At 58.3% G+C, this 12,227-nt stretch carries 10 protein-coding genes and 1 tRNA gene; 8 read left to right on the top strand and 3 right to left on the bottom strand.

The window, feature by feature from the left end; translation table 11 throughout:
* Window positions 1-72: 72 nt before the first annotated feature.
* On the bottom strand, window positions 73-348 hold the full coding sequence (locus OQH67_RS11920) for a hypothetical protein (protein ID WP_215433671.1): 276 nt from the start codon (window positions 346-348) through the stop codon (window positions 73-75).
* A 219-nt stretch (window positions 349-567) separates the two neighbouring features.
* On the opposite strand from OQH67_RS11920, the gene OQH67_RS11915 reads away from it, so the two are divergent.
* Window positions 568-643 (top strand) — tRNA-Ala (locus OQH67_RS11915).
* Window positions 644-885: 242 nt separating this feature from the next.
* On the opposite strand, the gene OQH67_RS11910 is transcribed toward OQH67_RS11915, so the two are convergent.
* The gene (locus OQH67_RS11910; protein WP_215459025.1) at window positions 886-1,059 is read right to left on the bottom strand and encodes a hypothetical protein; all 174 of its coding nucleotides are present in this window, start codon (window positions 1,057-1,059) and stop codon (window positions 886-888) included.
* A gap of 411 nt (window positions 1,060-1,470) precedes the next feature.
* Here OQH67_RS11910 and OQH67_RS11905 point away from each other — a divergent pair, with 411 nt between their 5' ends.
* Window positions 1,471-2,316, top strand: a complete 846-nt coding sequence (locus OQH67_RS11905) for an aldo/keto reductase (protein ID WP_215434026.1) — start codon at window positions 1,471-1,473, stop codon at window positions 2,314-2,316.
* A 186-nt stretch (window positions 2,317-2,502) separates the two neighbouring features.
* A complete protein-coding gene (locus OQH67_RS11900) occupies window positions 2,503-3,639 on the top strand; it encodes a metallophosphoesterase (RefSeq protein WP_215433692.1) in 1,137 nt (378 codons plus the stop codon).
* A gap of 91 nt (window positions 3,640-3,730) precedes the next feature.
* On the opposite strand, the gene OQH67_RS11895 is transcribed toward OQH67_RS11900, so the two are convergent.
* Window positions 3,731-4,543, bottom strand: coding sequence for a MerR family transcriptional regulator (locus OQH67_RS11895; RefSeq protein ID WP_215433693.1), 813 nt, complete (start codon window positions 4,541-4,543; stop codon window positions 3,731-3,733).
* Between the two features lie 286 nt (window positions 4,544-4,829).
* Between OQH67_RS11895 and OQH67_RS11890 the strand changes: the two genes are divergently transcribed.
* From OQH67_RS11890 to OQH67_RS11870, 5 genes are all read left to right on the top strand, one after another.
* Window positions 4,830-5,981: an efflux RND transporter periplasmic adaptor subunit gene (locus OQH67_RS11890; protein ID WP_215433695.1), complete on the top strand. Its 1,152-nt coding sequence runs from the start codon at window positions 4,830-4,832 to the stop codon at window positions 5,979-5,981.
* 10 nt (window positions 5,982-5,991) lie between these two features.
* Window positions 5,992-9,081, top strand: coding sequence for an efflux RND transporter permease subunit (locus OQH67_RS11885; protein ID WP_215433697.1), 3,090 nt, complete (start codon window positions 5,992-5,994; stop codon window positions 9,079-9,081).
* A gap of 440 nt (window positions 9,082-9,521) precedes the next feature.
* Window positions 9,522-10,007, top strand: coding sequence for a hypothetical protein (locus tag OQH67_RS11880; RefSeq protein ID WP_215433699.1), 486 nt, complete (start codon window positions 9,522-9,524; stop codon window positions 10,005-10,007).
* 465 nt (window positions 10,008-10,472) lie between these two features.
* A complete protein-coding gene (locus tag OQH67_RS11875; RefSeq protein ID WP_251828193.1) occupies window positions 10,473-11,051 on the top strand; it encodes a flavodoxin in 579 nt (192 codons plus the stop codon).
* Between the two features lie 8 nt (window positions 11,052-11,059).
* Entirely contained in the window at window positions 11,060-12,106 is a 1,047-nt protein-coding gene (locus tag OQH67_RS11870) for a carboxymuconolactone decarboxylase family protein (RefSeq protein WP_215433701.1), read from the top strand.
* Window positions 12,107-12,227 lie beyond the last annotated feature (121 nt).

Below are 12,227 nucleotides of genomic sequence, written 5' to 3'. Positions count from 1 at the left end.
GCAGTGTCGGGTGGAGGGGATGCTCTCTGCAACGACTACGGGCGGCATGGAACCATTCTTTCAGAAACGGCGTCATTCTTTGGGGCCGGTGTCATCATTGCCGGTCTCCGTATCCTGTCCGGCGTCCCGGTGGCGGCGGGAACCGTTCCGCCAGACCATCCAGCCGATCAGGAAGGCGAGCACGCCCAGCCCGGCAACCCGGCGTGGTGTGGAAATGCCGGACTCTTCCGTCCCGGAGGGTTCCTTTTCCATCCCGGCCGGCTCCTGGGCCTGGAGGGAACCTGCAAGGAAAAAGGCCGCCAGCGCCGTGGCGGCAAGAGTGCGGTGGAGAGAAATAGGCCGTTTCATCTTTTGTGAAAGGTTAAAACAGGCCGGAACCCCATTCAAACATATTTCCCCGGCTGTCCCGATTTTCCGCAGGTCTGCGGCCTGTCGCCGCAGGAGGTCCGGCATTTCCGGGAAAAATGTGGCCGCGAACGTTTTTTTTACAGAAAAAACTTGCGGTGGCATGATGATCATGCTAATTTTCCTCCGTCCTCTACGGGACACACCAAGACGAAAGTCAAAGGGGTATTAGCTCAGTTGGTAGAGCGCTTCAATGGCATTGAAGAGGTCAGCGGTTCGAACCCGCTATGCTCCACCAGATTTCATGTACCGCAGGTTATTGATATTCAATACTTGCGGTACGTCTGTTTTTAGGAAGTGCAGTGCAAGCCCGAGTACAGCCACCTGTTTCCACAACTGATTGGCAATTACGCCGGAAAGTGCATGATAAAATAGGTGTCTTCATCATTCTTCCTTCCATCTCCTGCCCGGTTCAGATCCGTTGATTTTCCGCAGCAGCATACCGCAGGACAACTCGCTCTTTCCCCCACGCTTTCCGGCTCATACGCTCCGTTCCTCCGGGGGCAGCCCGCGTTTCGCTTCAATCTTCTCCGGCATCTCCACCTTCACGCTCTGAACGGAAGACATCTCCTTCTGGCACAAATTCGACTTCTCGTCCCTCTCGCTCACGGGCGTCGTCACCACGGAGGAAAGCCACGACTTTGAGGAAGACACTGCCGTCCGCATCAAGGCTCGATCGGAATACGTCAACGTTCAGGAACAAACAATTGCCAGGGCCCCCCTCGGCTCCGCGAAGGGAAGCGGGCGTTTTTCTAAGAAAAGCAGGGATTTCCATGCGGAAAAATACCGTCTTTCGTATAACAAACCCGAACGCCCACCATCCTGCATCCTACATCCCTTGTTATAGGGGGATTGGCCTATTGCGCCGATAAAAGGATTCGGAATTATGTAGAATAATCTTGTTGGAATATTGCATTGCTGCTAACGCTGATATTCGGTAATAAATTGGCGGGAGAGGCAGCCAAAACGACTGATACAAGACTAAAGTAAATAGTTCCGAAGAGTTTTATATAAAAAGGCCGCGCAGAACGGCCTCCTGACAAGGGAATTCACAGAAAGCATATGATGGAAGAAATCATCCTGAATAACGGAGTGGCCATGCCCGTTCTGGGCTTTGGCGTTTACCAGATACCGGACGCCGCCGAATGCGAACGCTGCGTGCTGGACGCGATTGAGGTCGGCTACCGCTCCATTGACACGGCGCAGGCCTACCGCAATGAGGAAGCCGTGGGCCGCGCGGCGGAAAAGAGCGGGGTACCCCGCGGGGAACTGTTCATCACCACCAAGGTATGGATTTCCAACGGCGGTTATGAAAAGGCGAAGGCTTCCATCGAGGAATCCCTGAACAAGCTGCGCACGGACTATCTGGACCTGCTGCTCATCCACCAGCCCTTCAACGACTATTACGGGACCTACCGGGCCATGGAGGAGGCGTACCGCGCCGGAAAAATCCGCGCCCTCGGCGTCAGCAACTTCTATCCGGCCCGCTTTATCGATCTGGCGGAATTCTGCGAGGTCAAGCCGGCCGTCAACCAGATGGAAACGCACGTCTTCCACCAGCAGGTCCAGATACGGGAGGTCATGAAGAAGTACGGCACCCGCCTGGAATCCTGGGGGCCCTTTGCCGAAGGGCGCAACGGATTTTTCGACAATGAAGTGCTGAAAGCCGTTGGCGCGCAGTATGGCAGGACGGCGGCCCAGGTCGCCCTCCGCTTCCTGGTCCAGCAGGGCATCATTGCCATTCCCAAATCCACCCACCGGGAGAGAATGGTGGAGAATTTCAATATCTTTGACTTTGAACTCTCCCCGCAAGACATGAAAGCCATCGCCGCGCTGGACAGAGGAGAAAGCCTCTTCTTTTCCCATGAAGACCCCGCAACGGTGGAATTCCTGATCAATTACGGAAAATGAAAGGATGAGGCGCATTCCGGCAGGGAAGAGGAACAGTCCGGACAAAAAGGCCCATCCACGGGGGAGGCATGAAAAGCTTTCCGGGAATTTCCGCCCCTGAAGGCGCAGGAACCTTCACAAGTTCCTGTGCCGCTTCCCGTTCTTGCGGGGTGCGGCGGAATGCAGTAACATGAATGGAACAAACGCATGATCTTGATTTTTGAAGCATTGCTTGCGGGCTACATTTTCTGGCGGGCCATCCTGCCGTTGCGTCTGCATTGGGGATGGAAGGCGGCGCTTTCGGCGCTGCTGGCCGTGGCGGCGTTCAAATTCCACCTTCTGCACCTTTTCGGCGGCCCCATGTTTTTCTCTCCGGTTCTGCCGGAGTGGCTGCTGCTCGCCGCCGCGTGGCTGTTTTCCGTCCTGTTCCTGTTCTTCTTCCTGCTGCTGGCCGCCGACATCGTGGGCGGGCTTTATCGCCTGGTACTGTTCTGCCTCCGGAAAAAAAAGTCGGAGCGCTTCCGCACCATCGTCAACAGGGTGAACCTGGGTTTGCTGGTTCTTTCCTCCGTGCTCGCAACCGTGGGCGTCATCGGCGGGACCAGCGTGCCGGGAGTGCGGGAAGAAACGATTGCAGTCGGCCATCTGCCGGAAGAGGCGGACGGCATGACGATTGCGCTGCTGGCGGACCTCCACGCGGACGGCATCACGCGCGCCGACCGCATCCGCAGGATCGTGCAGCGCACGAACTCGCTGAATCCCGACCTTGTCGTGATTGCCGGGGACTTCGTGGACGGCACGGTTCCGGTGCACGGAGAGGACCTGCGGCCTCTTGCGGACCTGAAAGCCAGGTACGGCGTGTTCGGCGTTCCGGGCAACCACGAATATTATTCCGGCTATGAGGAATGGATGGAATTTCTTCCGACGCTCGGCGTCCGGATGCTTCCCAACGAACATGTCCTGACGGGCGGCGGAAACGTCGTTCTGGCGGGAGTGACGGATCCCGTGGCCGGGATGACGGGCAGGGAAGAGCCGGATATCGGCAAGGCGCTGGAAGGAGCGCCGCCGGGGAAAGCCCGGATTCTCGCCTCCCACCAGCCGCGCCTTGCCCATGAGGCGGCGCGGCAGGGCGTGGACCTCCAGCTCTCCGGCCATACGCACGGCGGCATGATCACCGGAATTGACCGGCTGGTGGCGCGGTTCAATGACGGCTTTGTTTCCGGGCCGTACCGGGTGGGCTCCATGAAGCTGTACGTTTCCAACGGAGCGGGGATATGGAACGGTTTTCCGGTCCGCATCGGCGTTCCCGCGGAAATCGTCCTGATCCGCCTGAAAAGGGAATGAAAGACGGCCACGGCCACGTGCAAGCCGGGAGTTTTTTATTCCGGGAGGATGGTGAAATCTCCCGGAACGGACTGTTCAAGAGCGCCGGGCCTCATGCCCCGCCGTCCGGCACGGAGCATCTGATTTCATAATGCGGGTGTGAAAAATAGTAATGGTCCGGGAACAGCTCCGTTTCCATCACGATACGGTCGTATTCCCGGCTGAACAGGTCCGGGAACAGGAAGGCGGCCTGTTCAATGTCGCTGTGGTCCGTTTTCATGCAGACGCAGGAAAGTTCCTGCAGATGAATGATTTCCTCCGGAAGCGGCTCGCGGGACTGCTCCATGTCCACCTCAATGTAAAGGAAGCGTTCCGTGACGCCGCCGCGGCTCATCATCAGGATGCCCGCTTCCGATCCTGTTTTCAGTCCGCGGCGGCTGATGTCCTCCAGCGCGCGGTTGAATTTCAGGTGGTATTCCGTGCTGCGCTGCCTTCCGCGGTAGGGAAGGGCCCAGCAGTATTTTTCCGGAATTGCCAGCTTGATGGGTCCGTTGTGGAACCGGTAGTTCTCCGCGTGCCGGATGTGTTTCTGCATCTCGTCCAGGATGTGCAGCTTGGTGTTGATGGCACGGATCTTTTCATCCGCCAGCATGGACCCGTACGCGATGAGCTTGCCGTAGCGGATGCTCTTCTTGTCTTCCGTCAGGAATTCCGTGAACCGGTTCAGCGGAATGTCCAGCTCCACGCACAACTGAATGGCCTCCACGAGCTGGATTTGGGAGAAATCGTAATAGCGGTATCCTGTTTCCGTGTCCACATGGGCTGGCGGCAGAATGCCTATTTTGTCGTAGTAACGGAGGGATTTGATGTGGACCCCGGTTTGTTTGGAGATGTTTCCGATGGTCAGCAAATGTTTTTTGTCCATGTATGGCAGAAATAGTTTAAAAGGGGGAGAAAGTGCCCGGCATGAATTTTATGGAGAAATATAATAAATTGTTAAACAGTCGTTTATATAATTCCCTAGTTACCGTTTTTATAAAGATTAGGCTTCAGAATCCCTTCCTGCGCAAAGGGAAAAATTTGCATTGCGGAATTTCGTGTTGACCCTCCTATTATGGGAGGGTTTATAGCATAGACCTCACTGCATGATCCATGGAAAAAGAGTGCATGACAAATGTCCTTTTCCCGGCATGTTCAACCTTGTTTGCCAAATGAAATCCCACTTTGTTTTCTCTTTATTTCTTGCCGCGGGACCGCTCCTCTCTTCCTGCCGGGACGACGGAAGCGCGCAGGACCCCATGATGATGCCGGAGCCTGAAGTGACGGTGACGACGGTGCGCGGGGAGGAAATCCCCGTCACCTCCAATCTGCCCGGCCGCATGGAGGCCTTCCTTCAGGCGGAGGTGCGCGCACGCGTCACCGGCATCATTCAGGAACGCTTTTACCAGGAAGGGCAGAACGTCAAACAGGGCGACCTGCTGTTCAAGATTGAACCGGAGCCGCTTCAGGCGGCGCTGGACGAGTGCAAGGCCGCCCTGGACCGCGCGCAGGCCGTACTGACGGACGCGCAGGACAAGGCCAAAAGGTATTCCGCCCTGGTTTCCAAGGGGGCCGTGAGCGGCCGGGAGCACACGCAGTCCGTGGCGGAGGAAGCCCGCGCCCGTGCGGAATACGCCGCGGCGAAGGCCGCCCTGGAACGGGCCCGACTGGACCTGGAATACACCAATGTGACGGCTCCCATTTCCGGGCGGGTGCGCCGCGCCCTGGTCACCAAGGGGGCGCTGGTGGACCAGAACGGGTTCACCCACCTGACTACGGTGGAGCAGATAGACCCCATCTACGTCCGTTTCAGTTCCCCCTCCTCCCAGCGCAGCAGACTCCGCAGGGCCATTCTTTCCGGTCTGTGGAAGGAAATACCGCTGGAAGAAATCAAGGTCCGGCTGCTGCTCCCCAACGGAGAGGAATACCCGCATAAGGGCCATTTCTTCTTCTCGGACATGGCGGTGGACCCCGGCACGGACACCATTGAAATGAGGGCGCAGTTCCCCAACCCGGACCACGAACTGCTTCCCGGAAGCTACGTGCGCGTGGTCTTTGACAAGGCCGTCCGCAACCATGTCTTTTCCGTGCCGCGGGATTCCGTAATGCGCACGGCGCAGGGCGCTTCCGTCCTGGTCGTCGGGAAGGACGGCATTCTGGAAAGCCGCCCGGTGACGACGGAAACCATGAATGAAAAGAGATGGCTGGTCACCTCCGGCCTGAAGGACGGGGACAGGGTGGTCACCAGCAAGACAATGTTCCTCCGGCCCGGAATGAAAGTGAGCGTGAAGGAAGAGGCCGCTCCCCTGGAAAACTCCAACTGACCGCCAGACCATGCCTGACTTTTTCATCAACCGTCCCATTTTCGCGTGGGTGGTGGCCCTGCTGATCTCCCTGGTCGGCCTGCTGGCCCTTCCCATGCTGCCCGTAGCGCAGTACCCGGACATCGCTCCGCCCGTCATCACCATCCGCACCACTTATCCGGGGGCCTCCGCCCAGGTTACGGAGGAGGCCGTCACCGCCGTCATTGAGAAGGAAATCAACGGCGCGCCGGGCCTGCTGTACATGTCCGCCACCAGCGACTCCAACGGCATGGTGGAAATAGCCGTCACCTTCCAGCAGGGGACGGACCCGGACATTGCCGCCGTGGAAGTGCAGAACCGCCTGAAAATCGTGGAATCCCGCCTGCCGGAATCCGTACGCCGGGAAGGGGTGTTCGTGGAAAAATCCTCCAACAACATTCAGGCCGTCATTTCCCTGTCCTCCGACGGGGCGCTGGACGGCACGGAGCTGGGGGAACTTGCCTCCGCCCGCCTCATTCCGGAATTGAAGCGCGTGAAGGGCGTGGGCCGCGTGGAGCTGTTCGGGGCGGAAATGTCCATGCGCATCTGGCCGGATCCGGAAAAGCTGGAAGCCCTCCGGCTCACGCCCACGGACATCGTCAGCGCCGTGGCTTCCCAGAGCGAGCGTATCATCATCGGGGACATCGGCGGCGCGGCGGTCTCCAAAAACGCGCCGATCAACGCCAGCGTGGTGGCCAGCGAGGAATTGCACACGCCGGAGGACTTCGAAGCCATTGCGCTGAGAACGCTCCCGGACGGCTCCTCCGTCAAGCTGGGGGACGTGGCGCGCGTGGAACTGGGCGCCAACAATTACTCCTTCTTCTCCCGGTGCAACGGACTGGCCGCCACCGGCATGGCCATCAAGATGGCCCCCGGCTCCAACGCCGTGGAAACCATGGGGCTGCTGAGGGACAAGATGGACGAACTGTCCAAGGATTTTCCCCCCGGCGTTTCCTACCAAATCCCGTATGAGACCACCCACTTTGTGGAAATCTCCATCCAGAAGGTGGTCTCCACGCTGCTGGAAGCCATCGGCCTGGTGTTCCTGGTCATGTTCCTGTTCCTCCAGAACTTCCGGGCCACGCTGATTCCGACGCTCGTCGTTCCCGTGGCCCTGCTGGGAACCTTCGCCGTCATGTGGATTTCCGGATTCTCCGTCAACATGCTCACCATGTTCGGCATGGTGCTCAGCATCGGCATCCTGGTGGACGACGCCATCGTCGTCGTGGAAAACGTGGAGCGCATCATGCAGGAGGAGGGTCTGGACGCCCGGCAGGCCACCATCAAGGCCATGAAGCAGATCGGGGGCGCCATCGTGGGCATTACCGCGGTGCTGGTCTCCGTGTTCATCCCGATGGCCTTCTTCAGCGGGGCCGTGGGCAATATCTACCGGCAGTTCTCCGTAACCCTGATCGTTTCCATCTCCTTCTCCGCGTTCCTGGCCCTTTCCCTGACGCCCGCGCTCTGCGCCGCCATGCTGAAACCCTCTTCCGTGGAGCATCAGGACAAGAGGGGCTTCTTCGGCTGGTTCAACAGGACGATCAACCGCTCCACGGAACGCTATGGAAAAACCGTCTCCGGCATCATCAGGCGGCCCGTCCGTTCCCTCTTCGTGTACGTCCTCGTCATTGCCGGGGCCGGCTACCTGTACCTCACGCTGCCTTCCTCCTTCCTTCCGGAAGAGGACCAGGGGAGCTGCATGGTGCTTGTCTCCCTGCCGCCCGGCACCCTTCAGGAAGAAACGAGCGCCCGCCTGCGCGACGTGGAAGACTATCTGATGAAGAACGAACCGGTGAAGCACGTCTATTCCGTGGGCGGTTTCAGCTTCTTCGGCAGCGGGACGAACATGGCCATGCTCTTCGTCGGCCTGAAGGACTGGAGCGAGCGCACGGACCCGGCCCTGGGCGTCGGTGAAATCGTCAACCGGATCAATGGCCGCTTCATGAGCGATCCCCAGATGTTTGTCCTGGCCATGAACGTGCCGGCCCTGCCGGAACTGGGGAACTCCTCCGGGTTCGACTTCCGGCTCCAGGACCACGGCGGCATCGGCTACGAACGCCTGGTGGAAGCCCGCGAGGAGTTGCTCAGCCGGGCCGCTGCGGACCCCAGCCTGGCGGACGTCCACTTCATGGGCCAGGCGGACACGCCGCGCCTGGGCGTCTCCATTGACCGGGACAAGGCCTTTTCCATGGGCGTGCCCATGACGGAAATCAGCAACTCCCTGGCGGTCATGTTCGGCTCCAGCTATGTGGGGGACTTCATGCACGGCAGCCAGGTGCGCCGCATCATCATCCAGGCGGACGGGAAGAGCCGCCTGAGCGGGGACGACATTGAAGACCTGCACGTGCGCAACGAAGCGGGCAGCCTCCTGCCGCTCTCCTCCTTCGTTAATCTGGAATGGACGGCCGGACCGCCGCAGCTCACCAGGTACAACAACTATCCCTCCTTCACCATCAACGGCTCCGCCGCTCCCGGCAAAAGCAGCGGGGATGCCATGAAGACCATGGAGCGGATTGCCTCCTCCCTGCCTCCGGGGATCGGCTTTGAATGGACGGGGCAGTCCTATGAGGAACAGCAGGCCGGCTCCCAGGCCTCCCTCCTGTTCGGGCTTTCCATCCTGATCGTGTTCCTGGTGCTGGCCGCGCTGTATGAAAGCTGGTCCATCCCCTTCGCCGTCATTCTAGTGGTGCCGCTGGGGCTGATCGGGGCGCTCCTGGCCGTCTTCCTGAGGGACATGCCCAACGACATCTACTTCAAGGTGGGTCTCATCACCACCATCGGCCTTTCCGCCAAGAATGCCATTCTGATCGTGGAAGTGGCCAAGGAACTGTACCGCGACGGCATGGGCGTGATGGAAGCCACGGTGACGGCGGCCAAGCTGCGCCTGCGCCCCATCCTGATGACCTCCCTGGCGTTCGGCGCGGGCGTCATTCCGCTTGCCTTTGCGCGCGGCGCGGGCGCCGGAGCGCAGCAGGCCGTGGGCACGGGCGTGCTGGGCGGCATCATCACCGCCACGGTGCTGGCCATTTTCCTGGTTCCCCTCTTCTTCCGGCTGACGGCCGGGAAAAGAAAGAAGGTGTAAATCCGCCGGAGAATTTCCGGTGCAACGGGGCTGTTCCGCTTATGGGCAGGGCAGCCCCGTTGAATATCTCCCGTTCCGGATTTTGCGGAACCCGGTCATCCTTCATGATTCCTGAGGCTGGAAAAAGTTTTTGGAGTGCCGGATTTTTCCCATGCCTGCGCGGAATGAACGACATTTGATGTTGATAAAGAGAGATCGGAGCTGCGGGAACGTGCTGAAAACGGCATGCCGCCGATTCCTTCACATCTGGGGTTGAAGTTTGACTTATTTTTAAAAATATGGTACCATAAGGTGATATTTCAACTCAATCCCAAAAGAAAACTGCTATTTATGGATTTTAGGACTGGAAAAGGCCTGGGATGGCTGGCTCTCGGCGGAGTGGGAAGTTTTTCTATTTTTCATCTTCATGTAGATAATCTTATTAATGTACAACATTTTATTTGCAATGGGAATTGGAGTTCTCCCCCTCCATTTCAGGGGCCCGTGGCAGGTACGCCAAAGCCTCAACAACTGAAACCGTTCTTTCCGTTGCCGATCTTTCCCGAGACAGGGAAAAGAAAGTACTTGAGCTGGTTGAAAATCATTGCCGTTTCATGAACATCGGAAATGTAGAGGGACAGATGGCATGTTTCGGGGACCGCATTTTTAAGTATTTTGATAAAGGGCAGGTGGGCAAGTCTTTTATCATGAAAGATATAAAAAACCATACCCGCCCTTATGAAATTTTTGCCACGGATTTGTTGGATGTGAAGGCAAACAAGGCGGAAGGCAACAATTTATTTGATTATGAGGCGGTGGCAAAAATCCGTCTCACCCTTAAAAAAAGAGCGGGGCAGGTGAGGACGCAAATAATCACGAATTTTTACGGACTCAAGTTCCAGGGGGACAAACCTGAAATAGTTTATATTGATCGGATAAAGGAATAGGCCCCCCGGATTCTCCCTATCCCCGCGCCTTTCCTTTTCCAAAATTGGAGATAAGTGAAAGGTGCTGAAGCCGCTTGCCTTCCCAAATGGCCGGAGGTCGTGAACGGATCAAAATAGCGTACCTAGCGTACCGGATGTGTACGGATGGCAAACGGCATGCGGTCCCAGCATCGTCGCGTCATGCGGGGCGTGGAATTTTTTTCTGCCCGGCAGAAAGCCGTTGATCTTCATGAATGTGGGCGGCCCATGCCGGAATGAGGAGCATGGGGATTTTCCTTTGATGGAGCAATATTCCATCTTTGCCGGAAAAGCTGGAGAAAAAGTTTTTCATGGAATCCTGTTGACTTACAGTAACTGTAACCTTTAAACAGGAGACAAGGGGAAGCGCCGGAGTACGGCCTTCCCCGGATGAACCGGCCCGGTACGGACCGGTGCACAGGTCAACCATTCACCGGAACACCAGACATGAAGAGCAAATCAATCATAGCCGCCGTGGCGGCGTCACTCCTGACCGGGCTGGGATGTTCAGCCCAGGAACAGCCCAAAGTTTCCACGGAACCGTCCAGGATTCTCATCGCCTATTATTCCTGGGGCGGCAACACGAAGTACGCGGCCGCCCAGATCCAGAAGGAAACGGGGGGAACCTTGTTTGAAATCAAGCCTGTCAAGCCTTATCCCGCCGATTACCGGGAATGCACCGTGCAGGCCAAGAAAGAGATTCAGGAAGGAGCCAGGCCGGAATTGAGCGCCCGGGTGGAGGACCTCGGGAAGTACGACGTCGTGTTCATCGGGAGTCCCAACTGGTGGAGCACGATCGCCCCTCCCGTTTCCTCCTTTTTGGCGGGGCATGATCTCTCTGGAAAGACGGTGATTCCCTTTGTGACGCACGGGGGCGGCGGCATGGCGCGCTGCGCGGACGCGGTCCGCAAACTGTGCCCTAAGTCCTCCGTCCTCAAGGGCGGCGCCTTTGCCGGCGACGGAATCAGAACGTCCCGGGCCGCCCTGGCCAAGTGGGTCAATGACACAATCACCATCAACAAATAATGCTCCTGATGAAACGAATCCTTCTGGGAACGGCCTGTTCCCTCCTTTTCCTGATGAACTACACGGAAGCACAGACCATGAACAACAGCACGGAAGCCCTGTCGCCAAAGGAACGGCAGATTGCCGCCATCAGCGCCCATACCGCCCGCGGCGACATGGACGGACTCAAAACCGCCCTGGCCGCGGGGCTGGACGCCGGACTCAGCCTGAACGAGATCAGGGAAGTTCTCGTCCAGATGTATGCCTATTGCGGTTTCCCCCGCAGCCTGAACGCTTTGAGCTCCCTGATGGAGCTGTCCAAGGAGCGCGCCGCGCGCGGCATCAACGACAGGGAGGGTGCGGAAGCCGGAGCCCCTCCGGCTGGCAGGAGTATCGACTTCGGCACGGAGAACCAGACAAAACTCTGCGGCGCTCCGGTCAAGGGCGAGCTTTTCCAGTTTGCCCCGGCCATTGACGAGTTCCTGAAAGCCCACCTCTTCGGCGACATCTTTGGGCGCGACAATCTTGACTGGAAAACCCGAGAGCTTGCCACCATTGCGGCTCTGGCTTCCATGAAGGGTACGGAAAGCCAGTTGAACTCCCACATCCGCATCGGCAAACACAACGGCCTGACGGACGAACAGGTGGACGCTATCCTGGATATTTCCGGCTCCGCCGGAAGGGACGACCCCTTCCCGAAGGGCAATCCCGCCCCCGCCAATTTCACCGGGAAGGCCTGGGTGGCCATGATGGTGGACAACAGGGATTACGACATGTCCGCCTACAACGTCACCTTTGCCCCCGGCACGCGCAACAACTGGCACAGCCATTCCGTGGGGCAGGTGCTGTTCTGCACGGAGGGTGCGGGCTATTACCAGGAGCGCGGCAGGAAGGCCCGCCGCCTGGAGCCCGGCAGCGTGGTGGAAATCCCGGCAAATACGGAGCACTGGCACGGAGCGGCTCCGGACAGCGAATTCGTCCACATCGGCATTACTCCTAAAGCCGCGTCCAACAAAACCGTCTGGGGCGGCCCCGTGACGGATAAGGAATACGCGGAGGCCGCCGGAGGGAAATAGCAGCGCCCGGAACAGAAAACAGATCATGACAAAGAGGGGGATGTCTTCCCCCTCTTTTTTGTAATAGGACCATCCATGATGAATAGTTCAAGCAGCATCTCGCGGAGAGCGAGCCTGAAAC

Source organism: Akkermansia biwaensis, assembly GCF_026072915.1.
GTDB lineage: Bacteria > Verrucomicrobiota > Verrucomicrobiia > Verrucomicrobiales > Akkermansiaceae > Akkermansia > Akkermansia biwaensis.
The sequence above is the reverse complement of the archived record's forward strand: the minus strand, read 5'-3'. Positions and strand labels throughout refer to the sequence as shown.